A 17664-nucleotide genomic window follows, 5' to 3' on the forward strand; every position below is an offset into this window, starting at 1 on the left:
ATAAATTTTAATTTACGTTTCTATTTTACCCGCCATTAAACCATAACAGTAGTAAGGTTAATAATGGGATCAACTTATTTTTAATATAAAATTAATCACCCATAGGGAAAATAGAAAAATGTTGATAAAAGAAACAACAAATGAATATAAAGATAAAATACGTTATATTCTATCTATTATATTAGCAATATACCTTAAGTTAGATAAAAGCAGACTCAGACAAAAGACTAAAAGTATATTTTATATTAACAAAATAATTTAATTGCTGATTACTTTTGGCTTTTTATTCACCAAACCATAGATTGAGTGAATAGTTATGAAACGTGAAGTAATAAAATTTATTACTTCACGTTGATATTGATGGCTACCTATAAGATATTAGCGTTTTTTACCAAATGCTGCGGCCAATGCATCACTCATCGCACTATTACCTGCATTGTTACCCGTATTTGATTGGTGGTTTCTGGTCGGTTTTTGCCCGCGACTATGTTTAGAAGCATTATCCTTAGTCACTGACTGGCGTTTATGATCACTATCAGCAGCCACTTCATCTAAACGCATGGTTAACGCAATACGTTTACGCGGTAAATCAACTTCAAGGACTTTTACCTTCACAATATCGCCGGTTTTTACCACAGTATGGGGATCTTCAACAAATCTATCCGACAGTGATGAAATATGCACTAATCCATCTTGGTGTACCCCAATATCCACAAAGGCACCAAAATTAGTCACATTAGTTACAGTACCTTCCAATATCATACCACTGACTAAATCATTCATTGTTTCAACACCTTCGGCAAAGGTGGCTGTTTTAAACTCAGGTCGAGGATCACGCCCCGGTTTAGCAAGCTCCTTTAAGATGTCATTAATGGTAGGCAAACCGAACTGCTCGGTGACAAACTCTCTGGCATTGATTTGTGAAAGTAATGCACTATTGCCCATGACTTGATCAATTTTTTGATGTATTGATTGCAAGATATTTTCAACAATAGGATAGGCTTCAGGGTGAACCGTTGAGGCATCAAGTGGATTTTTACCATCACGAATACGTAAAAATCCCGCACACTGCTCAAACGCTTTAGGCCCTAAGCGCGCCACTTTGAGTAACTGTTTTCTATCCACAAAACGGCCATTTTCATCACGCCAAGCAATAATATTTTGAGCAATAGATTGGCTAAGCCCCGCCACTCGCGTCAATAGCGGTACAGAGGCTGTATTTAAATCAACACCGACACCATTTACACAGTCTTCAACAACAGTATCTAATTTTTTTGCCAATAATGTTTGGCTCACATCATGCTGATATTGACCCACCCCGATAGATTTAGGGTCAATTTTTACCAATTCCGCCAATGGATCTTGTAAACGACGAGCGATAGAAACAGCGCCACGAAGAGAAACATCCAGATCCGGAAATTCTTTAGCTGCCAGCTCTGATGCCGAATAAACCGATGCCCCGGCTTCGCTCACGATCACTTTTTGTGCTTTAACTTCTGGGTAGCGTTTTACTGTATCAGCAAAAAAGCGCTCTGTTTCACGTGATGCAGTACCGTTACCAATCGCCACTAACTCTACATTATGCTTAATACATAATGCCGCTACACTAGCAGCGGCTTTATCCGCTTGTCCGGTATGAGGATAAATAGTATCTGTCGCAATCAGCTTACCGGTACTATCCACCACCGCGACTTTAACCCCAGTACGTAAACCAGGATCTAGCCCCATCGTAGCTCGCATACCTGCAGGTGCGGCCATTAAGAGATCTTTTAGGTTACGTGCAAACACATTAATGGCTTCATCTTCCGCTTTCTCACGTAACTGACCCATTAATTCAGTTTCAAGATGCATTAACACTTTTATACGCCAAGTCCAGCTGACAACGGCTTTACGCCAACTATCCGCGGGTTGATTATTAAGACGTAAACCTAAATGCTCCGTAATCAACTGTTCGCCATAGCTCTCTTTGGGGGCTTCTTCGAATTGTGGATCAGGATTAAGTGATAACTGCAAAATACCTTCATTACGACCACGAAACATCGCTAATGCACGGTGAGAAGGTACATGAGCAATCGGCTCATGAGTATCAAAATAATCGCTAAATTTAGCGCCTTCTGCTTCTTTTCCGTCAACAACTTTGCTAACAAGATGCGCATTTTTCCATAAATATTGGCGAACTTTAGCTAATAATCCAGCATCTTCTGCAAAGCGTTCCATTAAGATATAGCGAGCCCCATCCAAGGCTGCTTTGCTATCATCTATTCCTTTTTCAGGGTTGATATATGCACTTGCTGCGTCTTCAGGAGTATGTTGTGGTTCATTCCATAACAAATCAGCTAATGGCTCTAAGCCATTTTCAATTGCAATTTGCCCACGAGTACGACGTTTCGGTTTATAAGGAAGGTAGAGATCTTCAAGTTCTGTTTTACTTTGCGTTTCATTAATCGAAGAGCGTAATTCTTCTGTGAGTTTCCCCTGCTCTTCAATTGATTTTAAAATAGTTTGGCGACGATCATTGAGTTCCCGTAAGTAACTCAGGCGGGTTTCCAATTGACGAAGCTGAGTATCATCTAACCCACCAGTTACCTCTTTTCGGTAACGGGCCACAAAAGGCACCGTATTCCCTTCATCCAGTAACGTAATGGCCGAAAGTACTTGCTGGGGCTTTACTGATAGCTCTTGTGCAATAATTCGGCTTAATGATTCATTCATAATATATTTACCTACCGAGAGGAGTGGTTAAAAAAGATGGCTATTATACACGCGCAATAAGAAAAAAATTCCGCTTATTATAGGCCAAGCATGACATTTATGAGGAAAATAACAGATTATTCTGTGATTCGCGCTATAGTATCTGTATGAAATTCAATGTTGATGATCGTATTTATTGGTAATGGCAAAAAGTAACTATATTACTCGTGATGGCTGGCATGCCTTGGATAAAGAGCTAAAATATCTTTGGAAAGAAGAGCGTCCTCGCGTCACTCAATCGGTCTCTGAAGCAGCGGCTCAAGGTGACCGTTCGGAAAATGCTGAATATATCTATGGTAAAAAAAGATTACGTGAAATAGACCGACGAGTTCGTTTTTTATCCAAACGTCTTGATGAATTAAAAATTGTTGACCCAGATCCTCGTCAAGAAGGAAAAGTGTATTTTGGCGCTTGGGTAACCCTTGAAGACGATGATGAAAACATTAAGACATTTAGACTAGTCGGCCCTGATGAATTTGACCCAGCAAAACAGTGGATTTCTATTGATTCCCCTGTCGCGAGAGCGCTGATCGGTAAAAAAGTGGATGATGAAGTTAGCGTGCAAACGCCAGGTGGCATCGTTAATTACTGCGTATTATCTATCAAATATTATTCGGAATAAGATAAATAAATAGTGTGATATTCTAAGATACAAAGTCAGAACAAGTTTTGCCTATAAATCATTAATATTTATTCTTTGTTTTTGGTTTAATATTCTTATCAATGATAGAATTCGCTAATAAAAGCATTTGCACTTCGGGAGCTTAAAGATGCAAGACAGTTATAAAGTGCTGATTGTGGATGATGATTTACGTCTACGTTCACTATTAGAGCGCTATTTGACAGAGCAGGGTTTTCAAATCCGCACCGCGGCAAACTCCGATCAAATGGATCGTTTACTTACTCGCGAATCTATCCATCTTATTGTCCTCGACTTAATGCTTCCTGGCGAAGATGGCTTATCTATTTGTCGTCGCTTGAGAAGCCAAAACAATCCTATCCCTATTATTATGGTGACTGCCAAAGGGGAAGAAGTTGACAGAATTGTCGGACTTGAAATTGGTGCTGATGATTATATCTCAAAACCATTTAACCCAAGAGAGCTATTAGCCCGTATTCGTGCGGTGCTTCGTCGCCAAGCCAACGAACTACCGGGAGCACCTTCACAAGACAATGCGATTGTCTCATTTGGTAAATTTAAGCTTAACCTCGGTACGCGGGAAATGTTCCACGAAGATCAACATATGCCTTTGACCAGTGGTGAATTTGCCGTATTAAAAGTCCTTGTTTCACATCCCCGAGAGCCATTATCACGTGATAAATTAATGAGTCTGGCGCGAGGTCGTGAATATAGTGCGATGGAGCGTTCTATTGATGTGCAAATTTCTCGTTTGCGTCGCATGATTGAAGAAGATCCCACCCATCCTCGCTATATTCAAACGGTTTGGGGACTGGGTTATGTCTTTGTACCTGATGGAACGAGCGTATCATAATGAGAAGGCTGAGGCTTTCACCCCACAATAAGCTCACTCGCTCTCTATTTCTGGTTATCTTATTACTTTTTTTTAGCTTGATAGCCAGTTATGTTGTTGTACAGCATCTTATTGTCGGGCCAAGCCTCCAGCAATTTAATAAAGTATTAGCGTATGAAATTCGTACGCTAGTACCGGAAGAACTGATCTTAGTCGATGGCACCCCACTTAAAATTTCTCCCGCTTTACGTAATAAAATTTACAACGAGTTAGGTATCTCATTCTTTGATAAAGACGCTGCTTTAAAAGCTGGTTTAGAGTGGGCAAGAGAAGATTTAGAACTTAGCCAGCAGATGACGGATTATCTCAATAGTGATACGACGATTTGGCTAGAAAATACCCTAGAGTATCCTATTTTATGGATTAATACCCAACTCTCACCCACGCTATGGATACGCGTACCACTTACCGAATTAGGGCAAAATTTCTTATTACCCGTTTATCGGCAAGCCATTATTTTTATCATCATCGTAGTGGCATTTTTCTGGTTATATAACCGTTTTCAAAATCGTCCATTGCATGAAGTTGAATATGCAGCACGACGCATTGGTAAAGGGGTGATCCCTCCGCCAATACCTGAGTCTGGCTCTTCTGAAATGCGTTCAATCATTCGAGCATTTAATCAAATGTCATCAGATATTCGCTCATTAGATAATGATAGAACACTGGTGATGGCAGGGGTAAGCCATGATTTACGCACTCCGTTAACGCGTATTCGTCTTGCTACAGAAATGATGAGTCCTGAAGATAGTTATCTAGCTGATTCTATCAATAAAGATATTGAAGATTGCGATGCCATTATCGGTCAATTTTTAGATTATATGCGCACAGGTAAAGAGATGTCTTTAGAATTATGTGATATGAATAGTCTATTGCGTGAAGTGATCTGCGCTGAATCTAACTCAGGTAAAGTCAGCGAAGAGCATTTATCCCCTTATCCTATCAATATCACAGCAAACCCAATTGCCGTCAAACGGGCGCTTACCAATATGATTGTTAATGCCACACGCTACGGACATGGTTGGATAAGCATCACAAGTAATCAAAATGAAGAATATGCTTGGTTTCAAGTTGAAGACGATGGTCCAGGCATTGCCAAAGAAGATAGACAACGTTTATTCCAACCCTTTGTTCAAGGGGAACAAGCACGAAGTTCCACTGGTGCGGGTTTAGGTCTATCTATTATTCGTCGGATCATGGATGCCCATGGTGGCTTTGTCGAACTCGGCGATAGCTCGAAAGGCGGGTTACTGATCCGTGCCAACTTTCCGTTAAAAGTGCAAGAAGACGAAGATGATTAATATCCTCACTTTTTAACGTTAATGCCCTTCTTATTTTTTCTCACCTGTTTTTAGACATTATTTTCACTGTTTTTCTGCTTTGTCATAAAACTGTCACAATTAAGACATTTAATTGTCATCTAACTGACCTATTGTCTGTGCGTACCGTAACCGAAGTTGATAGATGTCGAAAAGTTATTCTACCTATCCCACAGGAGGGATTATGAAACTGATGCGTACCACCCTGACCAGTGTCATTGCCGCTGCACTTTCAATGACGGCTCTTTCTGCACAGGCAACGACCTCACTGACTGGTGCTGGCGCAACGTTCCCTGCTCCAGTTTATGCAAAATGGGCAGATAGCTATCAAAAAGAAACTGGCAACAAAGTTAACTACCAAGGCATAGGCTCTTCTGGTGGTGTAAAACAGATCATTGCTAATACTGTCGATTTTGGTGCTTCTGATGCACCATTAGCTGATGAAAAACTCAAGGCTGACGGTTTATTCCAATTTCCAACTGTCATCGGTGGTGTGGTGATGGCAGTCAATATCTCCGGTATTAAATCCGGTGAGCTTGTCTTAGACGGTGAGACTATCGGGAATATCTACTTAGGCAAGATCCAAAAATGGAATGATCCTGCTATAGCTAAACTAAATCCAAAACTCAATCTACCTGACCAAAACATTGCTGTTGTTCGTCGTGCTGATGGTTCAGGCACATCATTCGTTTTTACTAGCTACTTATCTAAAGTAAATAGCGCATGGAAAGATGAAGTAGGCGCAGGCTCTACCGTTAAATGGCCTACAGGCTTAGGTGGTAAGGGAAATGATGGCATCGCAGCCTTTGTTCAACGTCTACCAGGCTCAATTGGTTATGTTGAATACGCTTACGCAAAACAAAACAATCTTGCATATACTCAATTAGTCACTGCAGATGGCGAAGTTATTCCTCCTACTGCCGATAGTTTTAGCGCAGCAGCGAGAAAAATTGATTGGAGTAAGAGCTTTGCACAAGACCTAACGAATCAAAAAGGCGAAAATGCCTGGCCAATTACTTCTACTACCTTCATTTTAGTGCATCAAACGCAAAAAGATGCGGCTAAAGGAAAAGAAGTACTGAATTTCTTTAACTGGGCATATGAAAAAGGCAATGATGAAGCGAAAAATCTTGATTACGCCGTATTGCCAAAAGAAGTGGTAGAACAAATTCGTGCCGCTTGGAAAACAAGCATCAAAGACAGTAATGGTAAACCAATTTACTAACCAAAGGGTTACCATTAAAAAATAGATTAACGTTCACCCCCTGCAACACAGGGGGTAATAAATTAAAGAGGCTTTATGGCCGAGCATACAACGGTAATAAAGGCCCCGAGTAAACGAGGGGACGTTATTTTTAGCGCACTAGTTCGACTAGCTGCGTTAATTACACTTTTGCTTTTAGCAGGTATCATTGTTTCACTGATTTTCGCCTCATGGCCAAGTATTCAACAATTTGGTCTGTCATTCTTGTGGACGAAAGAGTGGGATCCACCCGCACAGGAATTCGGTGCTTTAGTACCAATTTACGGTACTGTCGTTACCTCAATTATTGCCCTGATCATTGCGGTTCCGGTGAGTTTTGGTATTGCACTCTTTTTAACAGAACTGGCACCCAATTGGCTAAAGCGCCCATTGGGTATCGCTATTGAGTTATTAGCCGCTATTCCAAGTATCGTTTATGGTATGTGGGGGCTCTTTATCTTTGCGCCGCTCTTTGCCACATACTTCCAAGAGCCTGTTGGCAACGTGCTCTCATCAGTCCCTATTGTCGGTGAGTTATTCTCTGGCCCTGCGTTTGGTATCGGTATATTAGCAGCAGGGGTTATCCTCGCAATTATGATCATCCCTTATATCGCGTCTGTAATGCGTGATGTATTTGAACAGACCCCGGTGATGATGAAAGAATCCGCTTACGGTATCGGCTGTACCACATGGGAAGTGATTTGGAATATCGTTTTACCTTATACCCGAAACGGTGTGATAGGTGGTGTGATGCTTGGATTAGGTCGTGCGCTCGGGGAAACTATGGCTGTGACCTTTATTATCGGTAACACCTACCAGTTAGACTCTGCATCACTCTTTATGCCGGGCAATAGTATTACCTCTGCATTAGCCAACGAATTTGCCGAAGCAGAAACAGGTCTTCATACCGCTGCATTAATGGAATTAGGTCTGATTTTATTTGTCATTACCTTTATCGTCCTTGCGATTTCTAAGTTTATGACACTACGTTTATCTAAGAATGAAGGAGCACGTTAAGATGGCTAAAACATCCTCTTCTTCATTACAAGTTCAAACAGAAAAAGAACTGCATATACGCCATAAACGCCAACTTTGGCGTCGTCAAAAAAACCGTATCGCACTGTTTTTATCTGTCTCTACCATGGCATTTGGTCTGTTCTGGTTAATGTGGATCTTATTTTCTACAGTAACCAAAGGCTTTGATGGCATGTCTTGGGCCTTATTCACAGAAATGACGCCGCCCCCTAACACCGATGGTGGCGGATTAGCTAACGCCATTGTAGGTAGTGGTCTACTTATTTTATGGGCGACGGTCATTGGTACTCCTTTGGGGATCTTAGCGGGTATCTACCTTGCTGAGTATGGACGTCGTTCATGGTTAGCGGAAGTCATACGCTTTATCAACGATATTTTATTATCAGCCCCATCAATTGTTGTTGGACTGTTTGTGTATACCATTGTGGTGGCACAAATGCAGCACTTCTCTGGTTGGGCGGGTATTGTGGCATTAGCGTTATTACAAATACCTATTGTTATTCGCACCACGGAAAATATGTTGAAGTTAGTCCCTGATAGCTTACGGGAAGCGGCTTATGCATTAGGGACGCCCAAGTGGAAGATGATCGCTAAAATCACGTTAAAAGCCTCCGTATCAGGTATTATCACGGGCGTATTATTAGCGATTGCACGTATTGCGGGTGAAACAGCACCACTGCTATTTACTTCACTATCTAACCAATTCTGGAGCACAGATCTAAACGAACCGATAGCCAACTTACCTGTGACTATCTTTAAATTCGCCATGAGCCCTTTCTCACAATGGCAAGAGCTTGCTTGGGCTGGCGTATTACTGATCACCCTCTGTGTTCTATTTATCAATATTATCGCGCGCGTGCTGTTTGCTAAAAATAAGCATGGCTAACGCAGAAAGTTAAGCAAGAGAGAACGTTGAATGACTATGGCTAATGATAACGCTGGAAACAAAATCCAAGTTCGTGACTTGAACTTCTACTATGGTAAGTTCCATGCGCTGAAAAATATCTCATTAGATATTGCCAAAAATAAAGTAACGGCATTTATCGGCCCTTCTGGCTGTGGTAAATCCACTTTACTGCGTACTTTTAATAAAATGTATGAGCTTTATGGCGAACAGCGTGCTGAAGGTGAAATCTTGTTAGATGGCAACAATATTCTGACAGATAAGCAAGATATTGCGCTATTACGCGCAAAAGTAGGCATGGTATTCCAAAAACCTACACCATTTCCAATGTCGATTTATGACAATATCGCTTTTGGTGTACGCTTATTTGAAAAACTGTCTCGTGCTGAAATGGACGAACGCGTTCAGTGGGCGCTGACCAAAGCCGCATTATGGAATGAAACCAAAGATAAATTACATCAAAGTGGCTATAGTCTTTCTGGGGGACAGCAGCAACGTTTATGTATCGCACGCGGTATTGCTATCCGTCCTGAAGTATTATTACTGGATGAGCCATGCTCTGCACTCGATCCTATCTCTACAGGTCGTATTGAAGAGCTTATCAGTGAACTAAAATCCGAATATACCGTGGTGATCGTCACCCACAATATGCAGCAAGCTGCACGTTGTTCTGATTACACTGCATTTATGTATTTGGGTGAATTAATCGAGTTCAGTGATACGGATACATTATTTACTCGTCCAGCGAAGAAGCAAACTGAAGATTACATCACTGGGCGTTATGGCTGATAACGAGGCAAATCATGGATAATTTAAACCACAATAAACATATTTCTGGTCAATTTAACGCTGAGTTAGAGCATATCCGTACAGAACTGATGGTCATGGGTGGCTTAGTTGAAGAGCAATTAAAAAAAGCCATTACCGCAATGCATAACCAAGACCAAGCATTGGCCAATGAAGTGATTGAAGGTGATCAAAAAGTCAATATGATGGAGGTTGCCATTGATGATGCCTGTATGCGTATCATTGCCAAACGTCAGCCCACCGCCAGTGATTTACGCCTTATTATGGCGATTTCTAAAACTATCGCCGAATTAGAGCGTATTGGTGATGTGGCAGAAAAAATCTGTAAAACGGCCCTTGAGAAATTTTCACATCAACATCAACCACTGCTAGTAAGTTTAGAGTCCTTAGGCCAACATGCGATACAAATGCTCCATGATGTTCTTGATGCTTTCGCTCGTATGGACTTAGAAGAAGCTATTCGAGTCTATCGTGAAGATGCAAAAATTGATAACGAATATGAAGGTATTGTTCGTCAATTAATGACTTATATGATGGAAGATCCTCGCACTATCCCGAGCGTACTGACGGCATTATTCTGTGCTCGTTCTATCGAACGTATTGGCGATCGTTGCCAGAATATCTGTGAGTTTATCTTCTACTACGTTAAGGGTCATGACTTCCGTCATTTAGGGGGTGACCAAGTAGAAAGAATGCTGACAAAAAATGATGATAGTCATTCTGCTAATTAAATAATTTATTCACTCTCTTTACTCTCTGAAACAGAGGCATTATTTGCCTCTGTTTTTTTATTTATGTTTATAAAGTCACTATCTCTCCTTAACTTATTCTATAAAAGCATATCCATATCATTTTTTATTATTTTATGAACTTAGAACAACTTGATAGCGTGATAGGCAACATAACAATGAGAATACTTTTTTTGGGGTGAATAATGAAATTACGTGTTTTGGCAACGGCATTAATTGCTGGCTCAGTGCTTTTTTCTGGTCTGGCAAAAGCCGATAAATTAGACGATATAAAACAGGCAGGTGTGGTACGCATTGCTATTTTTGATAGTAACCCACCGTTTGGTTTTATCGATCCACAAACCAAAAAATTGGCAGGTTATGATGCAGATATTGCGAATGAAATTGCCAAAGATCTCGGGGTTAAATTGGAATTACGTCCAACTAACCCAGCTAACCGTATCCCACTACTTAGCGCTAAAAAAGTCGATTTAATTGCCGCCAACTTCACCATTACCGAAGAGCGAGCAAAACAAGTCGATTTCTCTGTACCTTATTTTGCTACTGGACAGAAATTTATCGCGCGCAAAGGCGTATTAACCAGCCCTGAGCAAATTGCGTCATTACGCATTGGGGCTGACAAAGGCACCGTACAGGAAATTACCTTACGTGAACGCTATCCTGAAACTAAAGTCATCTCCTATGACGATACCCCTCTTGCGTTTGCCGCATTACGCAATGGCAATGTACAAGCTATAACCCAAGATGATGCTAAATTAGTAGGGTTATTAGCTAATTTACCTGAGAAAATCAAAGCTGATTTTGAAATATCGCCCTTTAGTATTACACGAGAATATCAAGCCGTTGCCGCAGCTAAAGGTGAACAGCGTTTAATTAACGAGATTAATAACACGCTATTAAGATTAGAGAAAGAAGGCAAAGCAGACGAAATTTATAATCGTTGGTTTGGCCCAGATACTAAGTCCGCTCAACCTCGTGGTGACTTTAAGTTTGCCCCACTGTCTGAGCAAGCGCCTCAATCCTAATGGTAGAGCAAATAACGACTTAATTCATCGCGATGATTTATTGATAAAACACCAACCCCGCTACTGCGGGGTTTGGCGTCTACAATAGGTAATAATTATGTTTGCGCAGTTTCTTTCTCACTATCTTCTTGAGCCTCACTACTTAAGTTGGCTGTGGCAAGGGTTTTTAATCACCTTGCTTATCTCTTTCTGGACTATCATTATTGCCACATTACTAGGTTTTCTTCTCAGTGCAGCCTATGATAGCCATATCGCGCCATTACGTTGGTGTGCGGCCATTTATACTTCACTCTTTCGTAATACCCCATTATTGGTTCAGCTCTTCTTTTGGTATTTTGCTTCTGGTGAACTATTGCCACAAACGGCCATGATATGGCTTAACACCCCACATGAACTTTCTTTATTTGGCTTAACGCTCTCTTGGCCCTCTTTTGAATTTTTAGCCGGTATTATTGGGCTTACCTTTTACTCTGTACCTTTTATTGCCCAAGAGCTAAGAGCAGGAATACAAGGAGTCAGACAAGGCCAAAAATATGCAGCTTTAGCGTTAGGTTTAACCCACTGGCAATCCATGCGTTATGTCATTTTACCGCAAGCTTTTCGTATCGCCCTTCCGCCATTGTTGGGTCAATATATGAATATTATCAAAAACTCCTCTCTCACTATGGCCATAGGTGTCGCAGAGCTTTCTTATGCTTCAAGGCAAGTTGAAACTGAATCATTACGTACTTTTGAAGCGTTCGGCGTCGCCACCATACTGTATATCGCTGCCATTGCATTAATGGAAGCTTGGGGGCAATGGCATCAGCAACGAAAATTAGCGCAAGGATATTAATATGGACTTTACTGTTATTGCTGATAATTGGCAGTATCTACTTTTTGGCGCATATCCTGATGGGCCATTAGAAGGTGCGGCTTTAACTATATTTATTAGTGTGATCGCCGGTATTGTATCTATTATATTAGGGACGCTTGGGGGGATCGCTCTCGCCATGCTTAGAGGGGTATGGGTTAACTTATTTGCCGCTTTTTTAGGTTTTTTCCGTGCTATTCCGGTCATTATGTTGATTTTTTGGCTCTATTTTCTATTACCAGTGGTATTAGGAATGGAAATTCCTGAGATAACCACCGTGATCTGTGCTCTAGCACTTATTACCTCCTCTTATATCGCTCATGGTGTTAAAGCCGGTATTCTCGCTATTGGCAAAGGGCAATGGCAAGCAGGTTTATCGTTAGGATTTAATCGCTGGCAGACGCTTTGGTATATCGTGTTACCACAAGCATTACGTATGATGGTGCCCTCTTTTATCAATCAATGGATAGCCTTAATTAAAGATACTTCCCTCGCTTATGTTGTAGGTGTCGGTGAACTCTCATTCTTAGCAACCCAAGTTAATAATCGCAGCATGGTGTACCCGATGGAAGTTTTTTTATTTGTTGCCTTTATTTACTTTGTGCTCTGTTTTTCATTAGAGTTAATTGCCAACCGAGTGGGGAAATTATTTACCACCCAAAAAGAAAAACGCTCTTTTTGGCAATATGTTATTCCTAATAAAAAACCTTCACTGAGTGAAAAAATTATTTAACTTATTCGTCCCCTAATAATATTGATTAGGGGATTAAATAATAACCATCACAATGTCTTACTCCTTAAAATTTTTTAGTGCTTTTAAACGTAAGATCATATCAAATGCTAATATAAATTCCTGATAGAGTTTATTTCTCCGCTCAATAAAATAGAGATAAATAACTAAAGATAAACTCACCGAATAAATTAAAAAGAAATTTTCTTTTATATTCAGCAAATAGAATAATAAACAGAGTAACAATGTACCTAAAGGGATCAAAATCAGAAACCATAATACACGGCAAAATAGGCCTCTTTTTTTTACCTCAGCAAAATCTTCTTCAAAGCTATAACAAATAATCATCCCCATTAAGTAATTAATTTTACTCGCCTTCGACAAAAAAAGCATAATAAACAGAACACTGTATAAAAGAATAATTAATGCAACAATAAACTCAATATTAAGATAACCTTGCTCTAACGAGAAAGCAGCACTGTTCTGGAGCGGAAAAACAATAGGAAAATTAACAAGTAAACTTAAAAAAACCTCATTAACAATAAGATAGGATATGTTAAATTTTTTCTTCTCACGGCTATATAAAGAAAAGTTATTCAAATAATAAATTGAACAACTGACATAAAACTTGATCAAAAAATACATAAAAAACCATATCATTAATGGTGACAAGAAAAAACCAAGAAAAATAATAATATATATTTGACTATCAAAAATAATCTCTATTAAATAAGAGGTGACAAGAAATATTATTATAACCCCAATTATATAGCTTAACGAAAAAACAGTAAAATAACGTGATATTATCGTCCTTTTTGTCTCGCTTTTATTATTATTTTTTAAATAAAACTTTTCAGAAAAGAGACAGTATCGCCAATATATTCGCTCATTCATCATTGCACTGAGTAAAATGACAATAAAAATAGCAAAGTTACCCATAAATAATAACCAAAAACTTAACTCATTATAATTATTAATAAAGCATAAACTTAATACTATCGAGGCGATATAAATAGGTGTTAGCATAGTATAATGATGCGCTTGCATATAATAATGATAATTAGGCAACATAATCGCTCCTATATAAGATAATTAAATATAATCATTAACATGCAATATATTTTTATCTTTTAGCGTATGTGAATTTTTCGCTAAATAATACAATGACTTGCTATCACCAAGTTCAATAAAATTGTGATAGCCTAAATGACACCATAGCGCCATAGTTGCTGTCCATCTTACGGTTTCTGTGAGTTGATTAACTAAATTCTGTTTAATTGTCTCAATATCGCTAACAATCTCAGCAGAAACATTCATCACTAGGGGCTTATCTGGGATTGAAAAAGGGATTGTCTGTAAAAAGTGAGCAAGTAAATTTTTCCCTTCGCTCATCAATTCAGTGTGCCAAGCACCATTAACGGCTAATTTATTCGTTTCTATTTTCATATTAGCTAATTGATTAACAACCTTACGTACACTTGCATACTCCCCCCCAATAACTTGGTGAAGTTCACTGTTATCACAGCAAATATTCACCTTTGTTGCGAGATCTTGCTGGTCAATCAATGTTGATAACGTCTGATAAGAGCAATTTTTAACAACATACATTACCCCTTTGTTATTCTTAGCGAGCTGTTGCATGATAGATGCGCGATAACTAATTAACTTAAAGACAGATTCAAGTTCCAGTACGTTCGCCGCAAATAACGCTGAATATTCTCCAGCGCTGTGCCCTGAATAACCTGCCTCATTCACACAACAATGCTCACGCAGTAAATAAAGAGAAGCAATATTGATAGTTGTTAACGCCACTTGCTGATAACAGGTTTGTACCAATTTATTCATGGGCCCTTTTAAACAAACCGTCCTTACATCGAACCCTGCTATTTCACTCGCACAATTCCATACTTCTTTTATTGATGGAACGTCACGATATACCCTATTTCCCATACCTAAATAAGGCCTACCCTGACCTGGAAAAAATAAAATGCTCTCTTGATTTTGGTAATACTTTTTCTCTCTCAATGGCATAGACCATACTCCTAAATAGTAATATTATTTTTTTGATAATTCTTTAAATAGTGGCTAACTTTAAAAATAGAGTTACACGAAGCGATTGTTGCGGAAAAAAATAATAATAGAGGGATTTTAAACATAGCATCATATTGCCATAGCCAAGGGATCATCAATGAATAGCTATTATTATCAGATAAAGAAATATTGATTTGTTTCAAATTAATCAACCAAGATAATAGCTGATGAATTAATAATATCGTTATAGAAATTGTTATAGTCATAAAAATAGCCAATAAAATAAACAATCGAGAAAAACTACCTCGCCAAATACCTAATCGATTAAATTCGAACAGATCACCAATAGCTTTTTTGATCGTGATGATAATGATTTTATTTACTGAAAAATAATAATAAATAGCAATAATGCTATACAATAATAGCATTGACCACTTAAAGAATGTCACAATAGAAATAATATAACTTTGTCTCTCAATAACAGGGATCACTTGCAAATTTAAAGATTTTTCTTTATTAATCCTTGTTATTTTAGCTATTACGCTATCCATATCATACACATTTTTTAATAGAATATTTATTTTCGAGACACTTTTAATTTTTTTTATATATTGTAGTGTTTCTAATGGAACTTTGATCATGGCATAAGGATAACTATTTATTTGTGTGTTAAAAATACCACGTACATAAGTTGGTAATACCATTTTTTCATTATTATGAATAAATACAACATTAACTAAATCCCCATAGTTTATATTTATAGCATCAGCAATAAACTTATCTATCGTGATCTCAGTTCTTCTGACATGAGACAATTCACTCCCTGAAACAGTTAGATCGTATGCTCCGATGGTTAATAATGACTTAGGCTCGATGGCTAGGCCAGAAAACAATGCTGTTTTTTTATTGATAACATTTTCTATCATGCCTGAAAAAATAATTTGTGGTGAAATTACCTGAATTTTTTCTAATAACTGATTATCATAAGTTAATAAATGGATGATTTCTTCAGCATTGGTTATTTCCAAATAATCTTTCTTATCAGTAATATCCTGTTTATTATCTATTTTATAAATTTCGATATGCCCTAAATTGGAATATGCTACTTGCTCTTTGAGCAGTAGCGTGAGGTGATGATAAACACCCTCCAAAATCGAGATGGCGACACAGAGTAAAACGATAAAACATAAATTTCGATAAAAATGGCTAAGGGTTATATAAAGTAACCCTAATGTGTATTTGATATAAAACCAAGATAATGAACTAGAAAGTAATACTATCAAAATAAATATTGAGATGAATATAATAATATTTTCCATTAATCACTCTCTAATGTTATTGGTTGAATAACCGCGGTCTTTTCAATAGATAACCAAGGAGGAACGCTAGTGAAACTATATCGAGCAATTTTTTTACTCGCTTCATTTTCTTTAAGTAATTGATCCATGATCTTTTTTGCTTGTGTCACTTGCTCACAACTAAATAGTGCACGCGCATACATATAATTAATCATAGGTATAAGTTCACTATTGATATTAATATTCTCAAGTAATTGCTGACTGTCTTTTTTAGCCACCACACAGCGCCCTAAATAACGAGGTGTAAAAGCATCCATTCTTAATCTTAGATAGATCAACCGCCAATTAGTTGGATTTTGTTCAACAACCTCATCAAGATAAAAAAAGGCCTTTTTTATTGTCTGTGCAGCCTGAGAATAAGCTTTATTTTTATGATAATAAGCGGATAAAAATACACTGACATAACCATAAATGACTTTATCAAATGGATGATCAACTTGTTTTATACTGTATTCTAACTCTGAAATTAATGAGGTCAATTTATCACTGGCAGTAAATGTATTCAGTGATATAAATAATAAAAAACGTTTATCGCTATTTTTAATGTCTATTTTACTCTCTACTTGCGAGAGCAATAGAGAAATTATTATTAAAATAATACCGATACAATTAAGTTTTCTCCCCATCATATAACTCTCCATGTTTAAGCGTTATAATTTTATCTACAGTCATGTTTAGATGATTACAATTAGTGATTAATAATATTGGTATAGATAAATCTTTATGTACTTGTGATAATAATTGGATAAAATAATCAAAGTTATTCTGACTGAAACAATCATTATTATAATTAGCAATGATACACTTAGGTTTTTTCACTAAAGCTCTGCTAAAGGCAACCTTTAGCAATTGATCTGTTGATAACGATTTTGGGGTTTTATTATAGAGTTTCTCTATGCCCATAGATTTAAGTGTATTTATAATATTATTCTTTAGCTTTTTTTTATCTTTATGATCGACTACTGAATAATAAATATTATCAAATACATTACAATGATTAAAAAAGTAATTTTCTTTGAAAACAAAACCGATCATTCTATTCCTTAATAAAGCTCGCTGCTTTTCATCTAGAATATTTATATAGTTACCTAAAAAATAAGTATAACCAGTATATTGAATATCAACTCCTGAAATAATATCAATCAATGCATTCTTTTCATTCTCTTGTTGATATTTTATTAATGTAAAATGCTCATTATTAATATCGAATGTGAGATTTTTAAAAATTATTTCAGCGTTACTTTTATCATGATTAAATTTATTAATATTTGTTAGTGAAAATAATGCTATTTGGCGTGCTTTTGTTATTCCATACATAAAATACCTT

At 37.8% G+C, this 17664-nt stretch carries 17 protein-coding genes; 11 read left to right on the forward strand and 6 right to left on the reverse strand.

Going from position 1 to position 17664, the window contains the following annotated elements; translation table 11 throughout:
- Positions 1–378: 378 nt before the first annotated feature.
- Positions 379–2712 carry a Tex family protein gene (locus tag AACV01_RS16990; protein WP_161682211.1) on the reverse strand — a complete coding sequence of 778 codons (2334 nt, stop codon included), beginning with the start codon at positions 2710–2712 and terminating at the stop codon, positions 379–381.
- Between the two features lie 181 nt (positions 2713–2893).
- Between AACV01_RS16990 and greB the strand changes: the two genes are divergently transcribed.
- The 11 genes from greB (at position 2894) to AACV01_RS17045 (ending at position 12951) form a co-directional block, all read left to right on the forward strand.
- On the forward strand, positions 2894–3373 hold the full coding sequence (gene greB, locus AACV01_RS16995) for a transcription elongation factor GreB (protein ID WP_004246793.1): 480 nt from the start codon (positions 2894–2896) through the stop codon (positions 3371–3373).
- 148 nt (positions 3374–3521) lie between these two features.
- Entirely contained in the window at positions 3522–4244 is a 723-nt protein-coding gene (ompR, locus tag AACV01_RS17000) for an osmolarity response regulator transcription factor OmpR (RefSeq protein ID WP_004246792.1), read from the forward strand.
- Complete coding sequence (gene envZ / locus AACV01_RS17005; RefSeq protein WP_161682213.1) at positions 4244–5584, forward strand: two-component system sensor histidine kinase EnvZ; 1341 nt, start codon at positions 4244–4246, stop codon at positions 5582–5584. The genes ompR and envZ overlap by 1 nt, the downstream gene beginning before the upstream one ends.
- A 202-nt stretch (positions 5585–5786) precedes the next feature.
- On the forward strand, positions 5787–6827 hold the full coding sequence (gene pstS, locus AACV01_RS17010) for a phosphate ABC transporter substrate-binding protein PstS (RefSeq protein ID WP_004246790.1): 1041 nt from the start codon (positions 5787–5789) through the stop codon (positions 6825–6827).
- Positions 6828–6902: 75 nt separating this feature from the next.
- The gene (gene pstC, locus AACV01_RS17015) at positions 6903–7862 is read left to right on the forward strand and encodes a phosphate ABC transporter permease PstC (RefSeq protein WP_004246789.1); all 960 of its coding nucleotides are present in this window, start codon (positions 6903–6905) and stop codon (positions 7860–7862) included.
- A 1-nt stretch (position 7863) separates the two neighbouring features.
- The gene (gene pstA / locus AACV01_RS17020; protein ID WP_004249075.1) at positions 7864–8766 is read left to right on the forward strand and encodes a phosphate ABC transporter permease PstA; all 903 of its coding nucleotides are present in this window, start codon (positions 7864–7866) and stop codon (positions 8764–8766) included.
- Positions 8767–8796: 30 nt separating this feature from the next.
- Positions 8797–9573 carry a phosphate ABC transporter ATP-binding protein PstB gene (gene pstB, locus AACV01_RS17025; protein ID WP_004246787.1) on the forward strand — a complete coding sequence of 259 codons (777 nt, stop codon included), beginning with the start codon at positions 8797–8799 and terminating at the stop codon, positions 9571–9573.
- Positions 9574–9587: 14 nt separating this feature from the next.
- The gene (gene phoU / locus AACV01_RS17030) at positions 9588–10322 is read left to right on the forward strand and encodes a phosphate signaling complex protein PhoU (protein ID WP_004246786.1); all 735 of its coding nucleotides are present in this window, start codon (positions 9588–9590) and stop codon (positions 10320–10322) included.
- 203 nt (positions 10323–10525) lie between these two features.
- On the forward strand, positions 10526–11365 hold the full coding sequence (locus tag AACV01_RS17035) for an ABC transporter substrate-binding protein (RefSeq protein ID WP_004249074.1): 840 nt from the start codon (positions 10526–10528) through the stop codon (positions 11363–11365).
- A gap of 97 nt (positions 11366–11462) precedes the next feature.
- Positions 11463–12200, forward strand: a complete 738-nt coding sequence (locus AACV01_RS17040) for an amino acid ABC transporter permease (RefSeq protein ID WP_004246784.1) — start codon at positions 11463–11465, stop codon at positions 12198–12200.
- A gap of 1 nt (position 12201) precedes the next feature.
- Entirely contained in the window at positions 12202–12951 is a 750-nt protein-coding gene (locus tag AACV01_RS17045) for an amino acid ABC transporter permease (RefSeq protein WP_036972146.1), read from the forward strand.
- 57 nt (positions 12952–13008) lie between these two features.
- Here AACV01_RS17045 and AACV01_RS17050 read toward each other — a convergent pair whose 3' ends face one another.
- From AACV01_RS17050 to AACV01_RS17070, 5 genes are read right to left on the reverse strand one after another with little or no spacing between them, the layout of a single operon-like run.
- On the reverse strand, positions 13009–14019 hold the full coding sequence (locus tag AACV01_RS17050; protein WP_161682215.1) for a hypothetical protein: 1011 nt from the start codon (positions 14017–14019) through the stop codon (positions 13009–13011).
- Between the two features lie 21 nt (positions 14020–14040).
- Entirely contained in the window at positions 14041–14979 is a 939-nt protein-coding gene (locus tag AACV01_RS17055) for an ACP S-malonyltransferase (protein ID WP_049218491.1), read from the reverse strand.
- Positions 14980–14990: 11 nt separating this feature from the next.
- A complete protein-coding gene (locus AACV01_RS17060) occupies positions 14991–16298 on the reverse strand; it encodes a hypothetical protein (RefSeq protein ID WP_161682217.1) in 1308 nt (435 codons plus the stop codon).
- On the reverse strand, positions 16298–16966 hold the full coding sequence (locus tag AACV01_RS17065; RefSeq protein ID WP_049196814.1) for a hypothetical protein: 669 nt from the start codon (positions 16964–16966) through the stop codon (positions 16298–16300). The genes AACV01_RS17060 and AACV01_RS17065 overlap by 1 nt, the downstream gene beginning before the upstream one ends.
- Positions 16947–17654 (reverse strand): ATP-binding cassette domain-containing protein, encoded by a 708-nt coding sequence (locus AACV01_RS17070; RefSeq protein WP_161682219.1) that lies wholly within the window; start codon positions 17652–17654, stop codon positions 16947–16949. The genes AACV01_RS17065 and AACV01_RS17070 overlap by 20 nt, the downstream gene beginning before the upstream one ends.
- Positions 17655–17664: the final 10 nt, after the last annotated feature.

The organism is Proteus sp. G2609, assembly GCF_963896135.1.
Lineage (GTDB): Bacteria > Pseudomonadota > Gammaproteobacteria > Enterobacterales > Enterobacteriaceae > Proteus > Proteus mirabilis.

Bases quoted from the DNA above. Each gene is read 5' to 3' on its own strand.
- AACV01_RS16990 (WP_161682211.1), bottom strand. From the start codon at position 2,712: ATGAATGAATCATTAAGCCGAATTATTGCACAAGAGCTATCAGTAAAG.
- greB (WP_004246793.1), top strand. From the start codon at position 2,894: ATGGCAAAAAGTAACTATATTACTCGTGATGGCTGGCATGCCTTGGAT.
- ompR (WP_004246792.1), top strand. From the start codon at position 3,522: ATGCAAGACAGTTATAAAGTGCTGATTGTGGATGATGATTTACGTCTA.
- envZ (WP_161682213.1), top strand. From the start codon at position 4,244: ATGAGAAGGCTGAGGCTTTCACCCCACAATAAGCTCACTCGCTCTCTA.
- pstS (WP_004246790.1), top strand. From the start codon at position 5,787: ATGAAACTGATGCGTACCACCCTGACCAGTGTCATTGCCGCTGCACTT.
- pstC (WP_004246789.1), top strand. From the start codon at position 6,903: ATGGCCGAGCATACAACGGTAATAAAGGCCCCGAGTAAACGAGGGGAC.
- pstA (WP_004249075.1), top strand. From the start codon at position 7,864: ATGGCTAAAACATCCTCTTCTTCATTACAAGTTCAAACAGAAAAAGAA.
- pstB (WP_004246787.1), top strand. From the start codon at position 8,797: ATGACTATGGCTAATGATAACGCTGGAAACAAAATCCAAGTTCGTGAC.
- phoU (WP_004246786.1), top strand. From the start codon at position 9,588: ATGGATAATTTAAACCACAATAAACATATTTCTGGTCAATTTAACGCT.
- AACV01_RS17035 (WP_004249074.1), top strand. From the start codon at position 10,526: ATGAAATTACGTGTTTTGGCAACGGCATTAATTGCTGGCTCAGTGCTT.
- AACV01_RS17040 (WP_004246784.1), top strand. From the start codon at position 11,463: ATGTTTGCGCAGTTTCTTTCTCACTATCTTCTTGAGCCTCACTACTTA.
- AACV01_RS17045 (WP_036972146.1), top strand. From the start codon at position 12,202: ATGGACTTTACTGTTATTGCTGATAATTGGCAGTATCTACTTTTTGGC.
- AACV01_RS17050 (WP_161682215.1), bottom strand. From the start codon at position 14,019: ATGTTGCCTAATTATCATTATTATATGCAAGCGCATCATTATACTATG.
- AACV01_RS17055 (WP_049218491.1), bottom strand. From the start codon at position 14,979: ATGCCATTGAGAGAGAAAAAGTATTACCAAAATCAAGAGAGCATTTTA.
- AACV01_RS17060 (WP_161682217.1), bottom strand. From the start codon at position 16,298: ATGGAAAATATTATTATATTCATCTCAATATTTATTTTGATAGTATTA.
- AACV01_RS17065 (WP_049196814.1), bottom strand. From the start codon at position 16,966: ATGATGGGGAGAAAACTTAATTGTATCGGTATTATTTTAATAATAATT.
- AACV01_RS17070 (WP_161682219.1), bottom strand. From the start codon at position 17,654: ATGTATGGAATAACAAAAGCACGCCAAATAGCATTATTTTCACTAACA.